Origin of the sequence: Dialister sp. CAG:357 (genome assembly GCF_000435155.1) — a bacterium.
Classification (GTDB): domain Bacteria; phylum Bacillota; class Negativicutes; order Veillonellales; family Dialisteraceae; genus Dialister; species Dialister hominis.
The window spans coordinates 1-25,481 of record NZ_FR896395.1 but is presented as its reverse complement, the minus strand read 5'-3'; the positions used below and the strand labels follow the sequence as shown (position 1 = coordinate 25,481).

Annotated in this window: 21 protein-coding genes; all 21 read right to left on the bottom strand. The window is 44.2% G+C overall.

Annotated elements, in window-relative coordinates; translation table 11 throughout:
• Window positions 1–17: 17 nt before the first annotated feature.
• Window positions 18–761 (bottom strand): alpha/beta hydrolase, encoded by a 744-nt coding sequence (locus M3200_RS03045; RefSeq protein ID WP_288178103.1) that lies wholly within the window; start codon window positions 759–761, stop codon window positions 18–20.
• Window positions 739–1,653 (bottom strand): lysophospholipid acyltransferase family protein, encoded by a 915-nt coding sequence (locus M3200_RS03040; RefSeq protein WP_108850874.1) that lies wholly within the window; start codon window positions 1,651–1,653, stop codon window positions 739–741. The genes M3200_RS03045 and M3200_RS03040 overlap by 23 nt, the downstream gene beginning before the upstream one ends.
• Window positions 1,654–1,750: 97 nt before the next feature.
• Window positions 1,751–2,818, bottom strand: coding sequence for a UDP-3-O-(3-hydroxymyristoyl)glucosamine N-acyltransferase (lpxD, locus tag M3200_RS03035; RefSeq protein WP_353867216.1), 1,068 nt, complete (start codon window positions 2,816–2,818; stop codon window positions 1,751–1,753).
• Window positions 2,784–3,236, bottom strand: coding sequence for an OmpH/Skp family outer membrane protein (locus M3200_RS03030; RefSeq protein ID WP_022382064.1), 453 nt, complete (start codon window positions 3,234–3,236; stop codon window positions 2,784–2,786). Before M3200_RS03030 ends, lpxD begins: the two co-directional genes overlap by 35 nt.
• Before the next feature lie 11 nt (window positions 3,237–3,247).
• Window positions 3,248–4,198 carry a hypothetical protein gene (locus M3200_RS03025; RefSeq protein ID WP_022382063.1) on the bottom strand — a complete coding sequence of 317 codons (951 nt, stop codon included), beginning with the start codon at window positions 4,196–4,198 and terminating at the stop codon, window positions 3,248–3,250.
• 14 nt (window positions 4,199–4,212) lie between these two features.
• A complete protein-coding gene (locus M3200_RS03020) occupies window positions 4,213–4,728 on the bottom strand; it encodes an OmpH/Skp family outer membrane protein (protein WP_022382062.1) in 516 nt (171 codons plus the stop codon).
• Between the two features lie 175 nt (window positions 4,729–4,903).
• Window positions 4,904–6,904, bottom strand: coding sequence for a BamA/OMP85 family outer membrane protein (locus M3200_RS03015; protein WP_022382061.1), 2,001 nt, complete (start codon window positions 6,902–6,904; stop codon window positions 4,904–4,906).
• Window positions 6,905–7,050: 146 nt separating this feature from the next.
• Entirely contained in the window at window positions 7,051–11,436 is a 4,386-nt protein-coding gene (locus M3200_RS03010; RefSeq protein WP_022382060.1) for a translocation/assembly module TamB domain-containing protein, read from the bottom strand.
• A 44-nt stretch (window positions 11,437–11,480) separates the two neighbouring features.
• A complete protein-coding gene (locus M3200_RS03005) occupies window positions 11,481–12,965 on the bottom strand; it encodes a TolC family protein (protein ID WP_022382059.1) in 1,485 nt (494 codons plus the stop codon).
• A gap of 32 nt (window positions 12,966–12,997) precedes the next feature.
• Window positions 12,998–14,158 (bottom strand): MlaD family protein, encoded by a 1,161-nt coding sequence (locus tag M3200_RS03000; protein ID WP_022382058.1) that lies wholly within the window; start codon window positions 14,156–14,158, stop codon window positions 12,998–13,000.
• Window positions 14,155–14,913, bottom strand: coding sequence for an ABC transporter ATP-binding protein (locus tag M3200_RS02995; RefSeq protein ID WP_022382057.1), 759 nt, complete (start codon window positions 14,911–14,913; stop codon window positions 14,155–14,157). The genes M3200_RS03000 and M3200_RS02995 overlap by 4 nt, the downstream gene beginning before the upstream one ends.
• A 7-nt stretch (window positions 14,914–14,920) precedes the next feature.
• Window positions 14,921–15,682: an MlaE family ABC transporter permease gene (locus M3200_RS02990; RefSeq protein ID WP_022382056.1), complete on the bottom strand. Its 762-nt coding sequence runs from the start codon at window positions 15,680–15,682 to the stop codon at window positions 14,921–14,923.
• Between the two features lie 99 nt (window positions 15,683–15,781).
• Window positions 15,782–17,716, bottom strand: a complete 1,935-nt coding sequence (locus tag M3200_RS02985; protein WP_022382055.1) for a SpoIVB peptidase S55 domain-containing protein — start codon at window positions 17,714–17,716, stop codon at window positions 15,782–15,784.
• Window positions 17,717–17,738: 22 nt separating this feature from the next.
• Window positions 17,739–18,041, bottom strand: a complete 303-nt coding sequence (locus M3200_RS02980; RefSeq protein WP_022382054.1) for a hypothetical protein — start codon at window positions 18,039–18,041, stop codon at window positions 17,739–17,741.
• 202 nt (window positions 18,042–18,243) lie between these two features.
• Window positions 18,244–19,335, bottom strand: a complete 1,092-nt coding sequence (locus M3200_RS02975; RefSeq protein ID WP_022382053.1) for a rod shape-determining protein — start codon at window positions 19,333–19,335, stop codon at window positions 18,244–18,246.
• Window positions 19,319–20,578: a UDP-N-acetylglucosamine 1-carboxyvinyltransferase gene (gene murA, locus M3200_RS02970; protein ID WP_022382052.1), complete on the bottom strand. Its 1,260-nt coding sequence runs from the start codon at window positions 20,576–20,578 to the stop codon at window positions 19,319–19,321. The genes M3200_RS02975 and murA overlap by 17 nt, the downstream gene beginning before the upstream one ends.
• A gap of 199 nt (window positions 20,579–20,777) precedes the next feature.
• A complete protein-coding gene (locus tag M3200_RS02965) occupies window positions 20,778–21,440 on the bottom strand; it encodes a potassium channel family protein (RefSeq protein ID WP_022382051.1) in 663 nt (220 codons plus the stop codon).
• 12 nt (window positions 21,441–21,452) lie between these two features.
• Window positions 21,453–22,799 (bottom strand): TrkH family potassium uptake protein, encoded by a 1,347-nt coding sequence (locus M3200_RS02960; protein WP_022382050.1) that lies wholly within the window; start codon window positions 22,797–22,799, stop codon window positions 21,453–21,455.
• A 160-nt stretch (window positions 22,800–22,959) separates the two neighbouring features.
• Entirely contained in the window at window positions 22,960–23,550 is a 591-nt protein-coding gene (locus M3200_RS02955) for a CBS domain-containing protein (RefSeq protein ID WP_288178102.1), read from the bottom strand.
• Window positions 23,551–23,664: 114 nt separating this feature from the next.
• Complete coding sequence (gene rlmH / locus M3200_RS02950) at window positions 23,665–24,144, bottom strand: 23S rRNA (pseudouridine(1915)-N(3))-methyltransferase RlmH (RefSeq protein ID WP_108849682.1); 480 nt, start codon at window positions 24,142–24,144, stop codon at window positions 23,665–23,667.
• Window positions 24,141–25,328: a S1C family serine protease gene (locus M3200_RS02945; protein WP_022382047.1), complete on the bottom strand. Its 1,188-nt coding sequence runs from the start codon at window positions 25,326–25,328 to the stop codon at window positions 24,141–24,143. Before M3200_RS02945 ends, rlmH begins: the two co-directional genes overlap by 4 nt.
• Window positions 25,329–25,481 lie beyond the last annotated feature (153 nt).

Here is a 25,481-nt window from a genome sequence, read left to right as displayed (position 1 = left end):
TCCTCTAGAATTAAATTTTATTTTCTGGCGGACACCTCATCCATCCACGAAATTGCGTCATCCATCATATTGGTCGTCACGAAGTGGCCTAATAATGGATATGTAATTCTTTTTGATGTATGGTTTACCTGCATTAGATTCTCATAGAAATGCGCCTGCGCTCTTGGATCTATTGAGATATCGCTTTCTCCATTTGTCATTAAAATCGGAATGTCAGCCAGATGTTCCAGATTATTCACCGGCGATCTGGCATCAACCACATCTTCCAATACCCAGTTCCTGCTTACATTGACCCCGAATCTTGCCTGGATAAACAGATGAGTAAGCCCCCAGTCACCCGAACCATTGAAGGAAACGACTCCTCTTACCTTATCAGGATATTTACAGGCAATACCTAAAACAGTCATGCCTCCCATTGAATGTCCCATGATAAACGGAGCCATCTTCTCTTTGGCCGTAATAAATTCATAAAGGGATTTGTACTCTTCTATGTTATTGAAAATAGTATTCCAAAATACGGGATAGTCTTCTACAACATAATAATCTTCCAATGGATCCCTTTCGCCATGATGAAGAGCTTCCGGCAGGTACACCGTATATCCATTGACCGCCAGCAAAGCTGCGCGGGACATCTGTGCCAGAGCATTGCTGCTCCAGCCATGATAAAAGATAACGGGGCCTTTTTCTTCTCTTATAGGATGCACTACATACACGGGAATTTCCCCAATATATATCTTCTCAGACTTTAGCTGCATGATCATTTCCTTTTTTCAACTCTGGATAAAAACGATCTGTCCATTTCCAGCGATTATGGAGCCAGAACCATTCTTCCGGATACTTCCGTATCCATTCTTCCAGCCTTATATTGATCTTATCCGTCACATTCTGTATAGCTTCCTTCTTATCAAGTCCTGCGTCAGCCTCTATAGGATCCCCTATCACGATGGTATAGTGGAACGGTCCGTCCTTGTGAATAAGTGCAGTCATGACAGGAAGTTTGCAAAGAAGAGAGAAATGGGCGGGGCCGGTTGGCGTCAGCGTCTTCTGCCCCATAAAATCGGATAATATCCCTGTATCACCAGGATCCTGATCACATAAGAGGCCAATAAAGTAGCCCTGTTTCAGACGGCGGAGCATATCACGGACACCAGTCTTATACTCAACCGTCTGTCCCGGCATAGACCTGTACTCGCATAAGAACTGGTCGAAGCCCTTATTTTTTTGTTTCATTGCTACTGAAAGGAGCGGGTATCCGTAAAGGGCAAGTGCGGCCCCTTCAAGTTCCCAGTTTCCGCAGTGAGTAGCGGCCAGGATACAGCCTTTTTTGCTTTCTTTAATAGCATCAAGCTTTTCTTTCCCTTCAATCGTTACGTATTTCTTTATATTATCCTGATTGAGGAGCGGAAAGCGAAACATGGATACTCCAATATCGCCAAAACGTACGGCAGCCGCTTTGCTGATCCGGGACGCCTCTTTTTCATTATCTGTTATCCCGCATCGAATAATATTATTAATGGCCAGCTTCTTGCGCTTGGGAGGTACAAGCATCCAGAAGAAAGCTCCCAGATAATTCCCCATGCGCTGTGCATTTTTTTCAGAAAGGCTGCAGGATACGCGCCCAAGAAGCTTCATGAAATTATATGTCAGACTCATAATCATACACCCGCAAAAAATGGTAAAAATACAGGACTCTATATTTCCAATCCATAGAAATACGAGCCCTGTATCCACTGCAAAATATACTTAAATACTACTTTTTATCTTTCTGGGCTTCCAGCTGCTTTTCCAATTTTTTTACTTTTTTCATCAGTTCCGGCAGATGAGAAACCATGACTTCAACCCTGCCCCATTGAGCATGCGTTCTTGCAGGATAGCCCATATAAACGCCTGGTTCAGTAATATTTCCGATAACACCAGTCTTGCCGCCTAAAACGACATTATCTGTAATTTTTACATGACCATTGATTCCAGTCTGTCCTGCCAGGATGCAGTGATTTCCAATCGTGGTGCTTCCTGCAATTCCCGTCTGCGCAATGATAAAGCAGTCATTGCCGATTTGAACATTATGACCTACATGTACCAGATTGTCGATTTTAGTGCCGCTTCCGACAACAGTATCATTCATGGCACCATTATCGACAGCAGAACCTGCACCAATCTCGCAGTTATCACCAATCACAGCCCTGCCCAACTGGCGGATATGGGTATGATGTCCCTGTTCATCGGTTGAAAAGCCGAATCCCTGTCCTCCGACAACAGCATGCGCACGAAGTACGACATTATTTCCTAATATACTGTTTTCATGAACGACCGATCCCGGATTCAGTTTACAGCCATTTCCGATAACTGCATTTTTGCCGATATATGTATATGGATAAATCACCGTGTTGTCACCAATGACAGCGCCATCTTCAATGATACAGTACGCCATGATGCATACATTGCTGCCAATCTGAGCTTTCGGGCTAACAATAGCTGTCGCATGGATGCCCGGTTCAAAATGAGATTCCGGATGGAATAAATCAATCAACTGGCCGAACGAACGGCGGCAGTCCGGGACGACAATAAGATTTTTTGTGAAATGCTCCGGCAGTTCATCGACTAAAATAACGCCTGCATGCATCTCTTCAATATGCTCAGCATAAATTCCACGTGCAAAGGTAATGTGAGACGGTCCTGCACTTTCAGCGCTGCACACATCATCAATCACAAGAGAAGGATCCCCATGCAGAACTCCGCCTACGATCTCGGCCAATTCACCAGCTGTCTTTTTCATAGTCGCCTCACTTCGATGCGGATCCTGCTTTACTGGATCCATCCATCCTCTTTAAAACTTCATCAGTTATATCTACCGCACCAACAGGCACCGCTCTTTGATACATGACAATTCCGATGTTCTTTTCTTTAGCAATTGCACCACACTGCGCCTGAATGAGTGATTCCAGTTCCTTCTGCTTGCTCTGAACAAAAATCATGCGTTCCTGCTGGGCAGCTTGAACTTTCTTCTGCATTTCTTCATCAGAAAGCCCGGACTGCGCTTCCTGATTCAATCTGTTCTGGATTTCTGTATCTTTATCAGTAATCTGTTTCTGAATGTCTTTTACTTTTGGAGATTCATTCTCTATTTTCTGGTAATCGACAACTGCAACTTTACTCGAATTACCACAACCGGAAAATACAGCTGCACACGCAATCAAACCAACGCATGCCAGCTTTTTCCATGTAGAACCTATCATTCTGACTCCTCCTAGCCATTTTCATTTATGATTTTGCCTAAGATATCACTTGTTACATCTACAGCACTGACATTAGCCTTGTACTTAGAGAAGATCATTGTCAGGTTTTTCTCTGATGCAACCCGCCCGGCATCCTTCTGGATATCTGCCATAATCTCAGCCTTCACAGCAGCCATCTGCTTCTGCTTGGCATCGATTCTTGCATTCCATCCATTATTCCATTCTTCATTATTCGGCAAATTGGCAATCGCGGAATCCGATACACCATTGCTGTACTTCTCAGCCAGCTCTTTCTTTATTTCTGCTGCTGTGGACGCCGCATAAGATTCCAGCTGGCTTTCAGCAGCTTTTTTAGCATCCTGCATACGCTTTACCTCTTCAGGCGTCCACCCTGTCATATCATTCTTTTCGCGCTGAATTCTGGCATCGATCAATTCTTCGAGGCGTGCTTTTACTTTATCCTTTTCAGAACCTGAAACACCCAGAACGGTAAGCTTCATTTGCAAATTTGCCATCTCAGCCCGTTCTTCCGGAGTGAGCCCTTCAAACGAGGTTTCTCCTGATTTATTGTGAGCAGCACTGATTTCTGAATAAAGACCAGCAAGCCCTTTGTTCAGCTCATCTTCTTTCATCTTGACTTTCGTCTTGAGCTCATTCTCAGCCGCCAGCTGCACACTTTGATCCTGCATAGCCTGCTTAATTTTGGCTTGCTGCGCAGAGATTGCAATCAGACGTTTTCTTTCATTCTGATATTGATCCAGAAGATGATTGTATTCTGTTTCCAATTTGAAATATTCACTGTATTTAGGATGCGCTTTAACAAGTGTCTCTAAATCGGCCACTCCATACACTGGAGCCGGCGGCGGAGTCTCTTCCTTTTTTAAACTACACCCAGCCATAATCAGCGAAACCATGACTATTATTATGGCAGCAGCAGAACCCAAACAGTTTCTATTCTTCATTTTATGTATTCCAGTTATTTACTAGCGGAAGCGGCAGATGACTGGGCAGACGTAACTGACTGATTCAATGCATCTGTTACTTCCTTAGTGATATCAGTACCGCCGTAAAGGACTGCGGATTTATCAACGACCAGGGATAATCCCTTTTGGGAAGCCACAGACTTGACTGCGCTTGTAACCTGGTCTTCCATATCCTTTTCGATGGATGTTCTCTTCTGATTGAACTGCTGCTGCATGTCATTAAAAAGTTTTTCCTTTTCAGCATCGCTCATGCCTGCAGATTTCGCATCAAAGTCCTTCTGCATTTCATCAGCTGTGGATTTGAGTTTCTGCTGATAGTCCATTGCCAAAGTACCATTGCTGGAAATGACTTCCCTCTGATCAACGACACCGATATCAGAGGTAGGAGCTGCATTTGCAGTATCCCCCATGGATACGACTGCCATGGCAGCAACCGAAGCAATAAACACTCCCGCTAAAGCAAATGAAAAAATCTTTACATTTTTCTTATTACCAAGAGTTGTCATCATAATAAAATTACTCTCCTTCATTGATCATGGAATCACAGTCCCATACGGCCTATGATTCCATAATTATATTTTCGACTAAAACCGTATCATGCCAGAACCATTTCCCGGCATGATGCATTTATAAAATCAGTATTCAAACAGGACTTAAGCCGCTGAATAACAGCTCCCCTTTTCCTTAGAACTGTGTACCAAAGCTGAAGTTGAATTTGTTTCTATCACCATGACCATAATCCAGTCTGATCGGTCCGATCGGAGTCTGGAGTCTGATACCGACACCGACAGACCAGTTAAGAGAGTCGTCATCTGTGTACCACGGTATCTTTCCTTCATCAATTCCCCAGGTGCTTCCTGCATCAGTGAACAGGACGCCCTGAACCTTTTTAGCGATCGGGAAACGATATTCAAGGGTAGCTGCATACATTTTCTTGCCCTTGAACTGATCATCTTCATAACCGCGCAGTGTATCCGATCCGCCCAAATCAAACAGGTTTCCGTAAGATACGTCGCCGTCAATATAACCGCCCATCAAACGGAGAGCTAAGATATGGCCGTTTCCAAGAGCTTTGTAGAAACGTCCTTCTGCTGTAAATTTATAGAAATCATAATCGCCGCCAAGGCCATGGCCGCCCCACTGTGCTGCGAACGAAATTCTGCGGCCCTTGCTGGCATTGAAGTAATTGTCTCGGTTATCAAATACATGGGTGAAGGTAAAGCTGTTCGTGGTTCCAAAGTTATCCATGATAGCTTTGTACCAGTCAGAATCATGATAATCAGTTATATTGTTCTTAGCCAGATATTTGTCCATAACTTCTCCAGTTTCGAAGCCGTCATGATCATCATAAGATTCTTTGGAACTTTCGAAATTGAAGTAGTTCGTTCTGTATTCGTCGGAAACATGACCCCATGTCAAATTCCAGCCTTTTCTGCGTTTATCATATTCTGCTACTTTGTCCCCGTTGGCATCATAGTCATCGTATTCATAAATACGGTTGAATATGGACGCACCCAGAGAGTCTCCGTTATCATTGATCCAGGGTCTGGTATAGGAAAGAGTATAGTTCTTGCCAGCGCCTGCACCGCCGAATTCCCAATGCAGATTGACCTTATCGCCAGTACCTCTGAAATTGGTATCGCCCAGTTCAATAATACCTACTGTGCCATCAGCATCAGAATAACCGGCACCTACAGTTACGATACCTGTTTTCTGTTCAATGACATCGATTTCAATGATGACATCATGTTCATTGGTCTTTCCCGGGAGCAGCTTCATATTAACGTCTTCGAAATAACCTAAGTTATACAGACGTTCCATACTTCTGCTTGCCAGGAATTTATTGAAAGGCTTGCCCTTCTTTAATTTCAATTCTCTTGTAATAACGTAATTCTTGGTCTTCTCGTTTCCGACAATAACGATGTCTTCAACAATGCCTTCGGATATATCGATATGAAGTGTCCCGTCTGCAGATACCTGTACGTTCGGGATAGACACGAGCATGTATCCCTGCTTCAGATACAGATCTTCAATATCCCTCAGCTTCTGGTTTACGAGCACGAAGTTCAAAACGCTGTCTTTTGGAATCTGCATAATGGATTTCAGATAATCACTGGTAAATACAGTGTTGCCTGAAAATTCTACATTTTTGACGACTGGATTGGAAACCAGCTGATATGTCAGTTTAACACCTTCCGGAACGCTGACGAAAACCGGTCTGATCTGAGAGAAAACACCAATGCTCCCTAAGGATGCCACATCATTTCGGATTCCCTCAACGGTAACAGTGGATCCCGGTTTGCTTTGAATCAAAGGAGCAAGTTTTGCCTTTACTTCTTCCGGGATTCCTTCAAAATCAACAGAAGTAATTGTTTTGCCGACCTGGGCCTCAATAGCAGAATCATCATTAGAGGAAAGATACAGCGATGCATCCCCGACAGCTACAGTTTGCTGAGACTGCTGAACCATAACGGCAGGTTCTTCATTAGCCGCCTTATCCGTTTTATCAGTGATTTCCCCAACCTTGCCTGTTGCCTGTCCGCTTTTTACATCAATCATTGAGCTCTGGGACATTCCATTCTGGCTGCCTGCGATGCCCGGAGCCTGCGCATAAGCGGATGCGCCTGTCAAAGAAAACATTAGCGTAGAAAGGATGACCGCCTTTTTGTGTTTTGTTGTAATCATAAAATCCTCCTCTTTTATTTTTAATGATTTTTTCTGTTGATTTCAAATGAACTGACAGTTATTTACTGCTATTTGCTGCAAGGCAGACTGCCTCCCATACTTTCATTAATACCCCAAACTGATTCCTATGAAGCGGAGCTGTCATACTAGAATTTAAAGCTCCAGTCAGTTCCAATATAACTGTCATGGTTACTATTATACCACGATGAAAGCCCTATACGCGAATTGAGATCATAATGGAATCCTACGCTCTTTTCATCATTGTTGACACCCATCGTAGCAGTAAGCATAAAGTCGTTAAATATATACTTCCCGATCTTTATGTAATAGTAATTATCGTTGTTATCGTTGATACTATCATAATAATCAGTCAGGCTCGAGGTAATGCTGATAAGGTCAAGGCCTATCTTATCCTGCAGGAAATCCTGCACTCCGTTTCCGAAGATCATTGTCAGCCCTGCATTGAACAGTGCGCCTTCCATGGCACCGCTGCTGTCATTGTCCGGATTCTGATGCAGAGTCAGAAGCATCAGGATTTGTGAATCCGACAGATACGGATCACTGTGGAATACGGTAGTCATTTCCGTTGCCGGTCCTTCGAGTTCAGCTGTTATATTATAATGACCGACTTTAGTAACTGCATTTGCACGAATGACAGGAATCAGAGATCCGGGCTCACCGCCCCAGATAGCACTGGCCTGATCTGCTCTGAAGTCAGTCGTATTGATCCTTACATCACCTTTTTCCACATTGACACGCCCTGTCACAACCGGTGCTTTGACCGGACCCATGACACTGACGTTTCCTCTAATCAGCATATCGTACAGGAGACTATTGTAAAGCCTTACATTATCGCCGACACTGACATCAACTTTTGTCAGCATATTCATCGTCGTACTGCCTGAACTTCCCAATAAAGCAAATGGAACATCTATAACGGCATCATGGATATTTAAGTTTCCGCTGATGCCCATCTGGCCGAACACTTCGCCCAGCGTAAAGTCACCATCAAGGGCTCCCTTGTAATACGTCGATTTTATAGAAGGCGTGTGAATATGTGCTTCTCCGCTGTATCCTGTAATAGCCGCATTATTCCAGTTTACGCTGCCTTTGGCACTTGCCTGTCCGCCGCCAAATACAGCACTCATATCAGCATCTGCCGTCTTGCCATTAAAGGCAAGATTCAAGTTGAACGGGCTGATAGGTTCGGACATTGTTGCCAGCGTAAACGATCCATCCTTTATAGTGACGCCGCCAAAGATCATTGGGTCATTATACGCTCCGGTTACTTTCAGATGGCCCTTGATCGGTCCATTTGCTGAAGTAACGGCTTTAGAGAACAATGCCAGTATATTCATATCTGCATGGTCAAGATTGATATCCAGATCAATCGGAACATCCGAAACGACCGGGAGGCCAAACATTGCCCCGGGGATCGTACCTTTCATGCTTGCCTTGTACGCATCTCTGGTAATAAGTGCATTCTGCAGTGTAAATACATTGTCGCTCATATTGGCCATAAGCGAGAAATCATCGAATGAGATATCACCATAGCTTGGATGATCGACGCCGATGGAAATATCAGCAACAGGCTTGGTCTTATTTCCTGACAGATAAACACCTGCTGTCAGTGTCCCGCCTATTTTAACGTCTTTCTTATTAAGCGCTGAAGGAATCCAGGATACATCCATATCGCGGGCGGCAAACTGGATATCCAGATCACCCTGGCTGTTCATTCCCCCCTGGGCAGCAAGCACGCCGTTTCCAACAGGAATATTCATTTTTCTTATGGACAGTGCTTTATTCATATAGGAGAAGTCTATTACCCCATCACCTACACTTGTCGCACCCAGATGGCCTCCGAGAATATTGGCTTTGAAATCCACACTCGGATTGTCTAACGTACCGCTGATACGCATACCGCCTTCTACAGGAATATCAACAGCATCCGAGGTCACTTTGAGCATACGCAGGATTTCTTTTGCATTCCAGTTGTCAAATTTCAACGTTCCGTCAATCGAACTGTTTTCTACGTTGTAATTCCCTTTCCAAGTGAAACTGCCGCCCTGCTGCCTGAACGAGCCTTCATCCAAAGTCACGACATGATCCCTGTAGTGGACGCCTGTGGAAACCACTCTGACGACGCTTCCTCCTACATGGATCTCACGGCTTGCTGCCGTTCCGTCGAACTGCGGATTATCCATCGTGCCCTTCACTCTGCCTAAGAGCGATACCTTGCCTGTAATTCCACTCTGCGGCAGCATTCTTTCAATACTGATATCATTAAAGGACGTCTGAAGATCAAGACCATCCGGCCTTACTACGCCATTGACCATAGCTGTGCCGTCATAGATATAAGCCAGGCCGTTAGAAAGTTTGAGGCCTGAAGAATCATAGTCATATCCTGCGGAGATACTCTGGAAGAGTTCCCCCTTGATGGATCCATCCCAGGCCAGGAAATTCCCCTTTACAACAGGGTGATCGACATCTCCGGAAACAGACATATCGTTTTCTATCCAGCCTGTAACCGGGTAATCGAGCTGGGCCAGCCTGAGCAGATCTTCTATACGGCTCTTTTCCGTTTTGATGCTTAAATTCAAATTATGCGGTTCTGCCATGCCTATAGTACCCTTGACCGTATGATTCTCGCTGTCACCTGTCCATTTTGCATCAGAGATGGTCAGTGTCTTCTCATCCGCAGTAAGCCTTCCCTTCAGTGTATTGAATGCAGCTCCTTTGATTGCTCCATCAGATGCATTGAATATAACATCGGCCTGAGGCTGCTGAGGAGTACCATGAATATCTGCAGTCAATGAAGCTGTGCCGCTGACAGGGATACCTGCTAATCCGGGAAACTGTCCCATATCAATATTTCCTGCTTCAGCCTTGATATTCATTCCCTGATCAGAATAAACGCCGGAAGCAGTAAATGCACCATTTCCCATGGTTCCCGTCACATAGGAGATATTCGTAACGCCATTAGTACTTTCTGTATTGCCGGAAAGCGTATCTACATGGACGCCCTTAGCAGACATATCTCTGGCATAGCCGGTAAAATTCCAATTTCCGCTGTCATAACTTCCAAATCCGGACACATTGCCGGCTGAATAATCAGTGTACGAAAGACCTTCCCCTTTTCCTACAAAAGATCCTTTATTTAAAGAGAAAGCGCCGTCTTTATAGTTTCCGGCAGCTTCAACACTGCCATTCAATATTCCGAAAGCTCCAATATCAGCAGGAATATTTCCAAGGGACAAATCAGTAACTACAGCCTCTCCGTTAAATGCACCAGAGGTAAGATCATATCTGCCGTCCCCGGTAATTTCCCCTGCACTTGTTTTTGCTTCCAGAGAAGGAATGATGATCCCGTCGTCCCCATAGATAAACTTAGCTTTGGCCAAATAGATATCCATATCCTGATATCCGCCGTTTTTCAAAACGACGTCGCCGGACACATATGGATTTTTCAGAGTACCCGATACAAGCATGCTTCCTGTCAATGCCCCGCGGATCTGCTCGTCCGGCAGGACCTTTTCGATTTCAAATCCATGGAAATTCAGATTACTTTGAAGCATGATCTCCGGCAGATTCCAGTTAATTCTGGCATCGCCAGAAATATTTTGTCCATTGATCTTTGCTGAAACATCAGAAAAGGATGCTTCTCCATCATAAATATCAAAAAAAGCTGCTCCATCAGCCAGAATGTAGTTTTCATAGCTCAGAGCAGCATTATTAAAATGGCCTTTTACGTGGTAAGCCACAGCGCCATCACTTCTCCAAATCTTTGCACTCGTCGCTTCTCCTGTACCATTTTTTAATTCTATTTTCTTGCTTAAGTCAGGAAATTGATTCAATAAAGGCTGCAGTGACTTCAGTGAAATGCTGTCAGCTTTCAAATCTACTTCCAGATTATACTCATCAGTATACTTAAGCGTTCCATTAAAAGGATTATCAATAAATGTTCCGTTGAAAGATCCATGGATTTTCTGATCTTTATTCCAATCAAAATTTCCCTTTAAATCATTGAAGACATAGCGATCGGAATTAGCGGTATTTACGGCAATGGTTCCGTTTTTGATTGCCACTTTTCCTGTAAATGTCCCGCTGTTGGTGTCATCAGACGGTTTAAGAATATCCTGAATGTTCCAGGAATTATCTTGCCCCTGACGAAGATCGACTTCAGGATCTTCAACAGTTACACTTTTAACAAAGGATGCAACGCCGGAATCATGTACCAGGTAATCATACAGAGAAGATACTGTCCATCCAATCGTCAAATAGGACGACTTTAATACAGTATCCCCGTTATTATCTTTCAATTCCAGACCGGCGAATTGAAGATTATAACCCGGATCGAGATCCAGCTGCTCCCAGGATATGGTGCCATTTACTCTGGCTCCAATCTTTTCGTGCAGCACAGGATCCAAGTTCTGTACAATTATTGGCCGTATTAGTAAGTAGACGAAACAGATTGCCACAAAGATGAATGCGGCAATTCCGTTCAGCCACCACTTGATTCTGCTTTTATTCAAAGTCTGCTCCCTACCAGTTCATATATTTTGAAAATTTTCGTGTATTATTTATTTTCGCTGCCTGCAGCAAACTCTGGATGGATAACAGCAGGAATTCCCATTGCATTTTCCAAAGTTGCCAGACCGATATTGTAGTTGTACAAAGCGCTGATATAGTTTGTACGAGCTGTACTCAGCTGCAGTTCTGCATCCAGTACATCAAGGTTCGTACCAACGCCGCTGCTGTATCTTACCGCAGCAATCTTGTAAGCTTCTTCAGCTTCAGCAACGAAAGCTTCGGTCGCACGGATCTGCTCTTTAGCAGCCAGAATATTCAGATAATCCTGTCTTACTTCAAGTTCGACGCTTTCTCTGGACTGCAGAAGCTGCTCCTGCGCAACCTTAACTCCTGCTTCTGCCTTCTTGATAGCAGCCTGAGTTGCACCGCCGTCCCAGATCGGCCAGCTTACGGAGCCGCCAATGCTCCATCCTTTATTGGCAAATCCCGGGAAATCAGAATCTTTCCAATTATATCCGCTGTTTACTGCTACAGTCGGCATATAACCGGCCTTGGCACTTCTCAGATTCTCATTAGCTACTCTTACCTGATAATCTGCTTCAACCAGTTCCCATCTGTATTTCTGTGCCAGAAGGATCGCCTGATCCATGGTAATGTCGAATTCAGGTTCCGGGAAATCCTTATCCAAAGCATTGATCTTCGTATTCATTGGAATACGCATAATGTTATTCAGGTTTGCTTCAGCAACATCTCTTGTATTATCCGCTGCAATACTTGCCTGTTTTGCATTTGCCAGGGATACATTGGAGGTCAATACGTCAAGCTTTGCAACAACACCTGCATCAAACTGCTGCTGTACGTTGGTCAGATGGCTCTGGTAATCGCTGACTGATTCATGCTGTACTTCTGCAAGCTTGATAGCTTCCAGATAATTGTAATATGCCTTGACGGCAGAAAGCTTTGTAGCAGCTTCAGTCTTGTAAACTTCAAGGTCAGAAATATTCTTAGCATACCTTGCCGCATTGATTGCGCTCTCAACAGAACCGCCCGTCCAGATCGGCCAGGTAACCTTCAGCCCGTTGCCAAAGCTGTTATCGATTCCATAGCTGCCAGTCTGTCCTTTGGCTTTTGTTCTGGATGCGCTCCATGTATTCGAGAGTGACGGATTTTTGCCAGCTGCTGCAGCACTGACATCCGCTTCAGCTTCTCTTCTCTGCAGTTCAGCAATAGTGATATCACGATTGTTCTGGATTGCCAGTGTCACTGCCCCACGGAGATCGATATCCAAAGCAGATGCTTTGGGAGCTGCCGTCTCTGCAATGGAATCTCCTAAATTCTTCTGAAGAAGCATATTGTTGAAATTAACATTATTTTCTGAATTTACCTGATTCATCTGCGCCGCAATCGCTTTTTCTGTAATTGCAGGATCGGTTGTCAATCTTGTAGGAGCAGCCTTTGCTTCTGCATTTGCTCCAACAGAAAGCGCAAGCAGAACTGATGTAAGTAACACATGGTAGGTAAATTTATTCATATATTTCCATCCCTTCTAAGACTCATTTTTTATCAGTAGTTATATCCAAGTCCTAAATATTCTCCTCCTCCGGTTTTGCTATGAGGAAGTATGGACTGGCCGATGACGAAAACGTTATCGCCTAAGTCATAAGTCCCGCGTATACGAAGAGCCAGGTCGTTCGGATCGAATAGATCGGCGGAGAATTTCCATTTTTTCTTTTCATAATCTGCACCAATACCGAGTTTATTGCGGATTATTCCCGCATGTACTCCGTAAATTCCCTTCATTCTTCCAAACATGGCATCATAGACAGGATCATTCCCAACAGATTCTATCCCGAACAGACCGTAAGAATCTTTGCCTGCTTTCAGGAAAATGTTTGGTGAGAAATCGTCTTTCTTAGTATTATATAACAATTCCCCGGAAACAGACATACCTAAATCTGCATTTCCATTCATTATATTATTAATTTTACCAGATATGTTCTTTGCATTTCCAGATATTTCCCTGGCATTTTCCGATGTAACTACTAGATTATCCATGATTGCCCTGGCGTCAGCAGCCGCTTTCCCATCTCCATTGAACTGCTTGAGCATCGAGTTGATCTGGCCCGTAATTTCTTGAATTTCTGAAGCGGTCTGTATGCCCTGGGATGTCAAAATGGCAAGATTCTGGGAAATGGCGTCGAAATTACTGATACTGTTCTTTACATTTCTCTGCGCATTAGGATCCGCAACAATTTCATTGATGCCGTTCAGCATTGTCTGCGCTGAATTGATCAGCTTATCCATTTTATCCATCGCCTGGTCAATTCCCGGGCTGGCAACACCTTCTATGGTCATGCCGTTCTGGAGATATCCGCGGTCCTGATGGCCTCCGGAAACCTTAATGAATCTTCCGCCCATGACGCTGCTGGTTTGAATGGTAAACTCAGCATCCTTAGGAATCTTGGCATCATTATAGAAGCGCAGCGATAATACCGCTTCACCGTTTTTAACTGCAATGTTGTCGACCATGCCGACTTCTACGCCAGCATAATGGATCGGGTTTCCTTTTTCGATGCCTTCCGCTTCTTTAAAATAGCCTGTTACAAGAAAACCGCTTCTGCCAAAAATAACCAGAGTGCTTAAATGAACAATGATTATTGTAAACAAAATGATTCCGGCGAGCGAAAAAGCCCCTACTTTCGCCTCAGTTGTCCACTTCATCATTCATCCCCCTCTTTCTCTATATCCGGCGACGACGGCAATCCATTCATGAATTGTTTTATTCTCGCATCTTTTGACTGGTAAAGCACAGAAGGTTTTCCGATTTCAAGGAAAGATCCTTCATAAAGAAACGCCATCCTGTCAGCTATAAGCTCCGCTGACTTTAAATCATGTGTTACTACAACACTTGTAACATGCAGCTTTTCCTGCATATTTCTTATCAATAAACTTATATCCGTTGAACGAATGGGATCAAGGCCCGCTGTCGGTTCGTCATACAAAATGATTTCCGGTTCAAGGACAATGGCTCTTGCCAGCCCTATACGTTTCTTCATGCCTCCGGACAGGTTTGACGGCATCAGTTCTTCTGTTCCATCCAGTCCCACAAGATGGAGTTTTTCCTTGACCGCCTGATCAATCTCAGGCTCTGACAGTTTTGTATGCATCCTCAGTCCAAATGCAATGTTTTCTTTGACATTCATGGAGTCAAACAGTGCTGAATACTGGAAAACCATGCCCATATGTTTCCGCTGTTCATTGAGCTCTGTTTCAGGCATCTTTGTTATATCTCTGCCATCGATCAATATTTTGCCTGATGTTGGCTTCAAAAGCCCTATCATCATCTTGAGTAGTGTAGATTTTCCTGAGCCGGAGGCACCAAGGATAACCATCGTCTCTCCCTTATTGATCTGCAAATTTACATTTTTCAGAATTCTTCTGTCGCCGAAAGTCTGCTCGACATTAATAATATCAATCATATGCGCCTCAGAACAGTATAGATGAAAGAATATAATTTGCAGCAAAGAGCATAATTATGGAATAAACGACGGACTGCGTCGTTGCTTTGCCTACGCCTTCTGCACCGGCAGTACAGGTCATCCCGCGGTCGCATCCGACCAAAGCGACAATCATTCCAAATATGATGGATTTTATAACACCGATATATAAATCAGACGGAACGCAGAATACACGAATCGAGTGCATAAAAACATAGGAAGACACTCCGTGTGAAAGGGAGGCTACAATCATTCCGCCGCCGACACCGATTACAACGCCAAAAACATTCAGGATGGGAAGCATTGCCATACATGCAACAAGCCTGGGAACGACAAGGTAGCCGATCGGGCTTACAGCCATGCACCGCAGGGCATCAATCTGCTCGGTAACGCGCATTGTGCCGATCTCCGCAGTAATAGCAGCACCGACTCTGCCGGCAAGCACAACACCGCAAAGAACCGGGCCTAATTCACGGCCTATACCGATAGCAACAATAGCCCCGACAGTAAAATCAGCCCCGTATTTTGTAAGCTCTCCTGCAATCTGTACCGAAAGTACCATGCCCGTAAATAAAAGCGTCAGTGCAACAATCGGAAATGACAAAACACCGAGGGACAAGCACTGCTTAAATGTTTCCCTGCTACGAATCGTGCCTATTTCCTTTACCGCCGCAATCAATAAAAGGATAATGGCCCCTAATTGGTGAAATATACTGATCGTTTGTCTTCCCAAAGATTCAATAAATGCCATGTGGAGCCCCCTTCAAAAATTTATATTTCCCCGGCAGTCTATGCCGTGGGATAAGTAGTTATCCAATAGCTGCGGTTTGCATAAATAATTTTGACTTCATCAGGCTTTGTCCTTGCCTGCGCTCTTATCAGAAGCAGGTTCTGAAGTCTTGTCCGATGCTTTTTTCTCGGATGTCTGCAGCGCACTGCTGTCCATCTTCTCAATACCTTTTTCCTTTGAATTCTTGATAAGGATTTTCAGCTTACGGTCTCTATCTTCAGGCGTAGTTACTTTGAAAGTAAACTGCCCGTCTCCATATATGACATAATCGGTCAGCACAGAGCTCTTGGCTGTCTCCTTGCTCATATCGCCATGATCTGCGCCGTTTCCTTTTCTGCCTTTCAGGTAATCAGGAACATCCGAATCATCCCGGTCAGTAATTTCTGCCTTGGTTTTTGAAGATGATGTCTTGTTATTAATTGTGCTGACTGAAGGATCCAGAATTTCAGCGACGATCTGGTTATTCTGGTCTTCTTTCTGCAGTTTGTCGAAAAGATCGTTGAAATCTTTATACACACGCACACGGTCAAGAACTTCATCCGTCAGATTATACTGCTGCTGCTGAAGAAGGTACGGAAGCGGAATCACGCCGCCGCCTCGTACTTCAAGAATCATGTCTCCAAGCGGCTGGTCGGATGGAACGGTAAATGACATCTCTTTATAGAAAACCTCTCCCCTGTATGGCTGGAGCCTGACACGGATATGGATCGTATCACCTGGGCTGACGACCATCGGATAAGCAGATGCATCTAAAAGCTGCGCTGTTTTCCTTTCGGAGGTCACCTTCATGTCTACATTGATATCTCGAAGTTCATACTTTTCAAACCTGTTCTGTTCAAGAAGCTTGACTACATTATAAATTTCATCAACACTCTTCTCCGCAGCCTCATTCGCTGACCAGAACATGTTGCTTCTTGTAAAAGCCTTTTTATTCAGGTCTTTAGGAAACAGCGTATAGTTTACAGTAACAGTTCCCTGCCCTTTTCTGTCCATTGTCCTGCTTATGGCATTATAGGCAGATGTTGCAGTCAGCGCAGGAAGCATGGATTCATTCTGAATCATGCGTACATTAAAGTCCGTGCTCCTGTTGAGATCCAGATCAAGAACATTGGAATGAAGGCGCACGGAATCCGGAGTGATACCGCTTACCCCGCTGATCCCTGCACCGCGGTCCTGATTGACTACGCCGATTTCCGCTCCTACAGATCCCAGTTTGAACGGAATATTATGGCTTGGCACAATAGTGAGTATGTATGCATTGTGCATGAAGTAGCCGGAACTTCCCTTATCAAGAAATGGATGTCCGAATGCGATCATGTGGTTCCCATCTACATAGGTAACAGTCCCTACAGCTCCCAGCCTTAAGTCGCCTGTTACTAAAGTCGCAGCGACGGAACCGCCGGCTTCAAGAGGATAAGGCGCATCATCATTTTGGACCGAGACGGAAGAATATGGCACCATATTGAATTCCTTCATTTTTTCCGTAAGGAATTCCAGCCCGCTTCCAGTATATCCTTCTGCCATAAGCGGCGTATCCAAAGCCACAAAACCATTCGTATCCGGATGATCACTAGTGTTTTGATCCGTATCATTAATGGTCCACAGGCGGATCATATCAGAAATCGGTGTAACCATTCCTATCCGGCCGTTAGACTGCGGAAAGCCATATGATATGGCACCTAAAAGTTTGCCGTTTATATAAACAGGACTCCCGCTCATCCCCTGGGCAATCCCGTTCGTCTTGTCAATGACAGGCCCTGAAACCTTCACTAATACTAAATCTCCGCCCGAAGCCCCTTTATGCTTGAGTATGCCCAGAACTTCCACATCGAAGGTATCAATTTGTCTTCCGTGAACAACAGTCTTAGCATATCCGTGCATTCCTTCCTGCACGTCTGAAACCGGCAGAAATTCCTGTGCTGCATAAGCCTGACCCATGCCGGAAAGTGCCAGAAGCACTGCCAGCGCGAGATTTTTCAGTTTATTTTTCAGCATCGCTTATTATTTTCCCTTATCATTAATTCTTATTAGTATCGATAACAGCAACTGCCTGCTGTTTATCAATTCTCTGTCCTTTGACTACCAAGACTTTCCGCACAACACCATCAGCATCCGCCCTTGCGGCCGGAACCGGTCCGACAAGTGAATCGACCGTTACAATAACCTGTCCTTCCTTGACAACGGCATTTTCTTCCACAACAGAAGTGACAACGCCGCTTAAGACAGAGCTCTGAGGAACTTGTTCTGCGAAAACAGCAGGACAAGCTGCGCCTGCAAAAATCAGCATAGAAAGGATTCCTGCTTTTTTATTTAATTTCATGATTGCTCACCCTTCTTATCAGAATGCTTTCATTATCCATTATATGTATTATTCTTTTTATTTTACCATCTTTTATCGTAAAACACACATCAATTTAAAATCCTTGCAGTATTTAGCTTAACATGATGTCATCAAAAAACGCGTTGCATATGCAAAAAAGATATGGAATATTTTCCATATCTCCTTTTCATATAATGACGTATCAATGAAGATCCTGAAGCGAATCTCTGAATTCATTAATATAATCTAAAGATTTGCCTGCCCCGACAGCATTAATATAATTAGGCCTTTCCACAACATATGCCCGGAAACCCGCTATTTTGGAAATGAGTATATCGAGTCCCTTCAGCTGCGAGCCTCCGCCAATGAGTTTGATGCCATGTTCTCTGATATCGGCCAAAATGGCTGGCGGCGTACGCTGGATGACATCCCTGATGCACTTGAAGATATCATAAAGAATTGGATTGACAGCGCTTGCAATGTCTTCTCCAGTCACTGCAATCTTGACAGGAAGTCCGGATACCAGTGAAAGTCCGAATGTTTCAGAAATCCTCGGAGTCTGCTCCAGATCCCACTGTGCTCCCAAGGCGATTTTCAAAGATTCTGCTTCTTTTCTGCCAATGCGGACATGATATTTCTCTTTTACCAGGTTCATGATGGCCTGATCCATCTTGATTCCCGATCTCGTAGAGAACTGGCTGGCAACGATTCCGCGCGGTGAAAGTACGGATACCTTCGTAGATCCGCCTCCGACATCTACAAACATTGTCCCTTCAGGCGTCTTTCCTGATCCATTCATCCCCATCATTGCTGCCAGCGGCTGGTCAATCAGCACAGTCTTCCTTGCTCCCATGGCAACAGCAGCTTCCAGAAGAGCTCTCCTCTGAACACTGTTAATCCCGTCAGAGACACACATAATGAGGCGTGGATGGAAAAACATGCTCTTCAGGTATGATTTATTGACGATGGAGTTTAGAAGGTATGCAGCACCGTTATAATCAATAATCGCACCATTGCGCAGCGGACGGATGATACTGATCTCACGGGGAGCCTTTCCTTCCATTTCTTCTGCCTTAGTGCCAAATGCAAAGTATTCATGAGTGATCTCATTGCGCGCTAAAACGGAAGCTTCAGAAAATATAAGGCCTTTATGCTTTACATAAAGAACAATATTGGAAGTACCAATGTCTACCCCTATATCTTCTGCGCCGAATGAGCCGATCCAGTCCATCAGCGAACTTTGACCGGAATTATCCTTTTTTATTTCTTCCGTACTTTCAGTCTTTGTCGACACGGATGATATCTGCTCCTAATCCCTGTAATTTTTCAACCAAATGATCATAGCCGCGATCAATATGATGCAGTTCCCCGATCTCTGTTTCTCCATGGGCTGCCAATCCCGCTAATGTCAGGGCTGCACCTGCTCTGAGATCTGTTGCACGCACAAAAGCTCCTGTCAGGAAAGGAACGCCCTGAACGATAGCGCAGCGGCCTTCCACCTGAATGGATGCTCCCATGCGCTGGAGCTCACCGACATGCATGAAACGGTTTTCAAAGACAGTTTCAGTAATTTTGCTGATTCCGTTTCCTATTGTCATTAAAGCCATGAACTGGGCCTGCAGATCAGTCGGAAAACCAGGATAAGGAAGTGTCTTTATGTCAGTAGATCTGATCTTTCCATCACTAACGACGCGGACACTGTCAATTTCCTTTGTCACTTTAACGCCTGCTTCATTCAGCTTGGCAAGAAGCGGCTTCAAATGTTCTGTCAGGACATTTTCTATGACAACATCGCCGCCTGCCATAGCAGCAGCGATCATGAATGTACCGGCCTCGATGCGGTCAGGGATCACTGTATGGGAAACGCCTTCCAGTTTCTGGACGCCTTCAATACGGATGATATTAGTCCCGGCACCTTTAATGTTGGCACCCATGGAATTGAGGAATGTAACAAGATCGACGATTTCCGGTTCTTCTGCTGCATTTTCAATAACAGTCCGTCCCTCAGCCGTTGCCGCAGCCATCAGAATATTTTCAGTGGCGCCAACGCTTGGGAAATCCAGGTAAATCGTAGTCCCTTTCAGACCATGCGGCGCATAGCTTTCTACAAAACCATTTCCGATATTGATTTCAGCACCCATAGCTTCAAAGGCTTTAAGATGCAGGTCAATCGGCCGGCTTCCAATCATGCATCCGCCGGGAAGAGCGATTTTCGCATGTCCCATCTTTGCTAAAAGCGGTCCCATGATCAGGAAGGACGCTCTCATTTTGCTCATCAGTTCATAGGAAGCTTCTGTCTTATTTAATAAGGAGGAATCGAATGTCAGGACATTGTCTTCTTTTTTAACTTTTACTCCCAGCGATTCCAAAACACTGCAGATAGTAAAAACATCATCCAAATTAGGCGCATCTACGATCGATGCAGGTGTTTCCGGCAGAAGCGTTGCAACAATAATAGGTAAAACTGCGTTTTTAGCACTCGAAACGCGCACATTCCCATGAAGGGTCTTTCCCCCATGAATCACTAATTTTTCCAAGCGGAATCACTCCTGTACTTTAAATACGAACTTATTAACCATAATTTCAATCAGTTCCAGACAAATCTGCCTTTTATCCCACCCGCAAAATATTTTCCTAAAAAAACAGGTACGTATTGCCAGTGGAGCAGAGTTCATATATTTTTTTAGATTACACGTATCATAGCATAGCAAATATTATATGTGATTTCAAGAAAATCTATTGCCCCAATGTTGCTGTTACGCGTTTAACACTCTCGGAATCCCCTAAAATGACAAGCATATCCTCTACATCCATTTTCATATCCGGATGAGGATTGACGAACATTTCCCCTTTCCTCTTGATTGCAACAACTGTTATATTATATTTCTTTCTTACATCTATATCTATTAAGCTCTTTCCAATCCAGTCCTGAGGGACATGAATGGAAAGAATCGTGATATTGTCTTCCATTTCAATGTAATCGACGATGCCTGGCGAAATCAGATTGTGTGCTACCCTGACGCCCATTTCTTTTTCGGAATATATAACTTTGTCTGCGCCGATCTTCTGGAGCATCTTGCCATGCAATGGGTCCAACGCTTTTACAACGATTTTCTTGACACCCATATCCTTCAGAAGAAGCGTCGTCATAAGGCTTGCAGATAGTTCCCCTACTGCTACAACTGCTACATCTGCATTCCCTGCTCCTATAGCAGTCAGGTTTTTCTCGTCTGAGCAGTCGGCACAAACTACATAACCCAATGTGTCAGATAAATCCTGCACTACATCTTCTGCAATATCCATGGCCATTACATCATAGCCCATTTTTTCCAGTGTTACAGCGACACTCTCTCCAAAGCGGCCAAGTCCTGCAACAAAAAACTGTAATTTGCGTCCCATATCTTATAATCCTCATCCCACAATTATATTTTCTTTAGGATATTTAAGCTGGCGGCTGTGATGGCTGGCAAATGTAATTGCCAGTGTCATGACGCCAATTCTGCCTATATACATGGCTATCATCAGTACAATCTTGCACGGTGTGTTCCACTCGCCAGTAAGCCCCATGCTGAAACCCACAGTACTGAAAGCCGAGACAGCTTCAAACATGACATCTTCAAAGTCAAAGCTCATCGGCTCAAAAGCAAATACGAGAAAAGCAGTAATAAACGTGATCACCACTGCAAGAGTAAAGACATTCGATGCTTTGACGAGACAGTCCGGATCTACATGCTTATGAAAAATAACAACATCTTTTTTGCCTCTTATCCAGGCATAAAGTGATAAGAAAAGCAGTCCGATCGTTGTCGTACGTATGCCGCCTCCCGTCGATACGGGAGCTGCCCCGATAAACATGAACATCATAACCAGAAGGACAGTTTGATCAAGCATGGAATGTATATCAAAAACAGCAAATCCGCCCAATCTGGATGAAACTGACATTAATACTGCGCTCTGCCATTTCTCCATGGTAGAAAGTCCGCCAAGGGTCTCCGGATTATTTCCTTCCAGATTATAAAATATAATCGTTCCAAGCGGAATCAGGATTGCTTCCATCAGGAAAATAAGCTTGCTGTTCAAGGACAGCCCGGACCAGCTCCTGTGTCTAAGGAAGTCATCCGCCGCCATGAATCCGACGCCTCCAAGGAACATCGTTACGACAATAACTGTACTGACAAAGGGATCCGCAGCCATTTTGGCAAATCCTGCATTGGCTCCCATAATATCCAGCCCGCAGTTGGTAAATGCAGATACGGCATGCCAGTATCCAAGATAGATACCCATGGGCCCAAATTTGAAATAAAAATAGACTGCCAGAAGTGTCCCCGAGATAAACTCAACCAGGAGTGTCATGAATATGATTTTACGCACGAGCATAACCATCCCTGACGGTGTTTGCAGGTTGAACGAATCTCTGATGAGCAAACGTTCCTGAAGGCGGATCTTGCGTCCCGTCGATATCCCTACCATCGCCATGATAGTCATGATGCCAAGGCCGCCGACCTGCATAAGGAATAATATCACAAGTTGTCCGAATATAGTGAAATCTGTCCGTACATCAAACATGGACATTCCCGTAACGCTGACAACGCTTACAGACATGAACAGCGCATCAACAAAGCTGACCTCAGCATTTCCCGTTGTAGAAAAGGGGAGCATCAGCAAAAGCGCGCCGAAAGCCATGAACAAGGCAAAGCCACCGCAGATCAGTACGCCCCTGTGCAATTGGCTCAAAGCCGAAACAATGTATCTGAACATTATAGAATTCCCCTTTATCCCCCATATGTTCTTTCCCAAGCAATTTATTTTATCATATAAACGCTTCTTTTATTATACTATTTATTGGGAAACTCGGAAATCCTCAATAAAGAAATAAAGACCGCAGATCATAAATCTGCAGCCTTCATTTCATTGCTTGTTATTTTTCCTTATCATTGGCATTGCTGCCGTTATCTGATTTCTCAGCGCCCTTGTCTTTGCCTATTTCCTTCAGGGCTTCTTCTGCCTCAATAGCGGCTATAGCGCCAAGTATATCATGTCTGGTTATAATGCCGACCAGTCTAACCGGCACTTTGGCTCCTTTGACCTTGATATCTTTCTTAGGTTTTTCCACAACCGGCACAGTCTTCAAATGTTCATCGACCATGAGCGTCGTAATGATATCCATGTCGGTGTCAGGTGTTACACAACGCACATCTCTTGTCATGATTTCAGATGCAGTCGTTGCGAGCAGTTTCCTGAAGGATTTTTCATACCGCCCGAAACCATAGTAATAAAGATTTCCGCCCAGTACATCTACATACTGAGGAATCTGTGGACGAACCTTCTTGTAAAGAAGATCTCCTTCTGAAACGATTCCCAACAATTCATTATCTTCCCCAACTACTGGAATCGCACTGACCGGATGTGTAATAAAAAGCCCGACCAGTTCGTGTACAGTTATGTCAGGAGAGACGGTAAATACATAATTGGTCATAAAATCCTTTGCTTTTAGTGACCTGGCCATCATAACCCCTTCCTTTCAAAATAAAGTCTAAATCTATTATTACTTCCCTTCTATATTATTTTATCCAATTTTAAATAAAGCCGCAATTAATTTTATCTTTTGTTTTCAGATTATCGATTACAAATGATAATGCTGGTTGTGAATAATTTTCATGGCTCTGTAAATCTGCTCGGAGAGTATCAGTCTTGCCATCTGATGCGTCAATGTCATTTTGCCAAATGATATGCGCAGATTTGCACGCTTCCGTATATTTTCTCCATTCCCGCAGGGACCGCCGATCATAAAATAGAAGTGATTGGTCCCCGTGAGCATCTTATCATTCAGGCAGCCCGCAAATTCCTCGGAAGTCATTTCTTTTCCTTTTAAATCAAGAAGGATCAGGTAATCTTCATCACGAATGTGTTTAAGAAGGCTTTCTCCTTCTTCCATCAATATTTTTTCTTTCATGACGGGAGAGCAGTTATCAGGCATCTTCACTTCATTCTGCTCTAATTCCTCCCATTTTGAAAATGGTGTCAGGCGCTTCACATATTCCTGAATGCCTGCCCGCATCCATTTCTCCTTGATTTTTCCTACAGCAAGTATCGTTATTTTCATGAGTTGTTCCCCGGAGCAGAGGAAAGAAGCACGTCTGTATTCGTCTCCCTGCCATTATGTGAATACGTAAGGCTGATGCGGTCCCCGGGCTGATGTCCGTCAAGAATATCCCTCATTTCCTTTACTGAACTGATCTTCTTGCCATCGATTGCCAGGATGTAATCTCCCGGTTTTACGTTCGTAAGGCTCAATGGGCTGTTTTCGGCAACTTTCATAACAAGGACGCCGTTTTCATTGTTCCATGTATATCCATACCTCATAGCTATGTCTTTATCAGCAGCATAAACGCCAAGATAAGCACGAATAACCTTCCCGTGTTCAATCAGCTGCTGCACGATGCCCTTTACCTGGTTAATCGGAATAGCAAATCCCATTCCCTCGATTCCCTCCTTGGAAATCTTCGCACTATTGATTCCCACTACCTTGCCGTCTGCCGTCACTAAAGCGCCTCCGGAATTGCCCGGATTGATTGCGGCATCCGTCTGAATCAATTTAAATCTCTGGTCAACATCATCAAGGCTCCTGTTCAGGGCACTGATTACGCCAACGGTTACCGTCCCCTGGAATTCAAGTCCTAAAGGATTGCCTATGGCAATAGCGGTTTCACCAACCTGCAGATTATCTGAATCGCCAAAACTTGCAACGGGAAGATCATCGCTGCCATCAATCTTCACGACGGCAAGATCCGTGGCCGGATCGGTGCCTATAACAGTTCCTGATACCGTCTTGCCATTAGAAAGCGATACGTTTACATCCTTGCTTCCCGAAACGACATGGTTGTTGGTAACAATATATCCCTTTTTATCAAAAATAACTCCGGAACCGACACTTGTTCCTACCTCGACGCGGCGGTTGAATATATCCCTGTCATACACTTTTGTCGTAATCCCGACAACTGCCGGGCCAACTTCTTTGACAGCCTGAACAATCGCAGTATTCCTGACCGCCGGCAGTTCCTTGTTCTTATCAGGAGTTTGCTGGAACATCTGGCTGGAGGATGCCGCAGTACTTCCCTTGGGCACAATGCTGAAATTCCCCATGAAGTAACCACCGGCTCCGCCTATGATCAATAAAGCTGCCGCCAGGGCAAACAGTTTCTTTCTTCCTGAACTTTTGTCATCTTTATTCAACTGAATTTTTCTGCCGTTCTGTTCGAGCTGCTTATCAAGTTCTTCTCTATCCATATGAATCCCTCATATCTGTCCATAGACGACTAATTAATACAAGCAAAACAAACTAAAGTTCAATCTTCAGGCTATATTGATTGTTTTATGTATTATAACATGGTAAAAATATAAACGTAACTTGTAGAATGAAATTGAACACTAAAACTAAAT

Coding starts and splice junctions, on each gene's coding strand:
- M3200_RS03045 (WP_288178103.1), bottom strand. CDS start 761: ATGATCATGCAGCTAAAGTCTGAGAAGATATATATTGGGGAAATTCCC.
- M3200_RS03040 (WP_108850874.1), bottom strand. CDS start 1,653: ATGAGTCTGACATATAATTTCATGAAGCTTCTTGGGCGCGTATCCTGC.
- lpxD (WP_353867216.1), bottom strand. CDS start 2,818: ATGGATCCAGTAAAGCAGGATCCGCATCGAAGTGAGGCGACTATGAAA.
- M3200_RS03030 (WP_022382064.1), bottom strand. CDS start 3,236: ATGATAGGTTCTACATGGAAAAAGCTGGCATGCGTTGGTTTGATTGCG.
- M3200_RS03025 (WP_022382063.1), bottom strand. CDS start 4,198: ATGAAGAATAGAAACTGTTTGGGTTCTGCTGCTGCCATAATAATAGTC.
- M3200_RS03020 (WP_022382062.1), bottom strand. CDS start 4,728: ATGATGACAACTCTTGGTAATAAGAAAAATGTAAAGATTTTTTCATTT.
- M3200_RS03015 (WP_022382061.1), bottom strand. CDS start 6,904: ATGATTACAACAAAACACAAAAAGGCGGTCATCCTTTCTACGCTAATG.
- M3200_RS03005 (WP_022382059.1), bottom strand. CDS start 12,965: ATGAATAAATTTACCTACCATGTGTTACTTACATCAGTTCTGCTTGCG.
- M3200_RS03000 (WP_022382058.1), bottom strand. CDS start 14,158: ATGATGAAGTGGACAACTGAGGCGAAAGTAGGGGCTTTTTCGCTCGCC.
- M3200_RS02995 (WP_022382057.1), bottom strand. CDS start 14,913: ATGATTGATATTATTAATGTCGAGCAGACTTTCGGCGACAGAAGAATT.
- M3200_RS02990 (WP_022382056.1), bottom strand. CDS start 15,682: ATGGCATTTATTGAATCTTTGGGAAGACAAACGATCAGTATATTTCAC.
- M3200_RS02985 (WP_022382055.1), bottom strand. CDS start 17,716: ATGCTGAAAAATAAACTGAAAAATCTCGCGCTGGCAGTGCTTCTGGCA.
- M3200_RS02980 (WP_022382054.1), bottom strand. CDS start 18,041: ATGAAATTAAATAAAAAAGCAGGAATCCTTTCTATGCTGATTTTTGCA.
- M3200_RS02965 (WP_022382051.1), bottom strand. CDS start 21,440: ATGGGACGCAAATTACAGTTTTTTGTTGCAGGACTTGGCCGCTTTGGA.
- M3200_RS02960 (WP_022382050.1), bottom strand. CDS start 22,799: ATGTTCAGATACATTGTTTCGGCTTTGAGCCAATTGCACAGGGGCGTA.
- M3200_RS02955 (WP_288178102.1), bottom strand. CDS start 23,550: ATGATGGCCAGGTCACTAAAAGCAAAGGATTTTATGACCAATTATGTA.
- rlmH (WP_108849682.1), bottom strand. CDS start 24,144: ATGAAAATAACGATACTTGCTGTAGGAAAAATCAAGGAGAAATGGATG.
- M3200_RS02945 (WP_022382047.1), bottom strand. CDS start 25,328: ATGGATAGAGAAGAACTTGATAAGCAGCTCGAACAGAACGGCAGAAAA.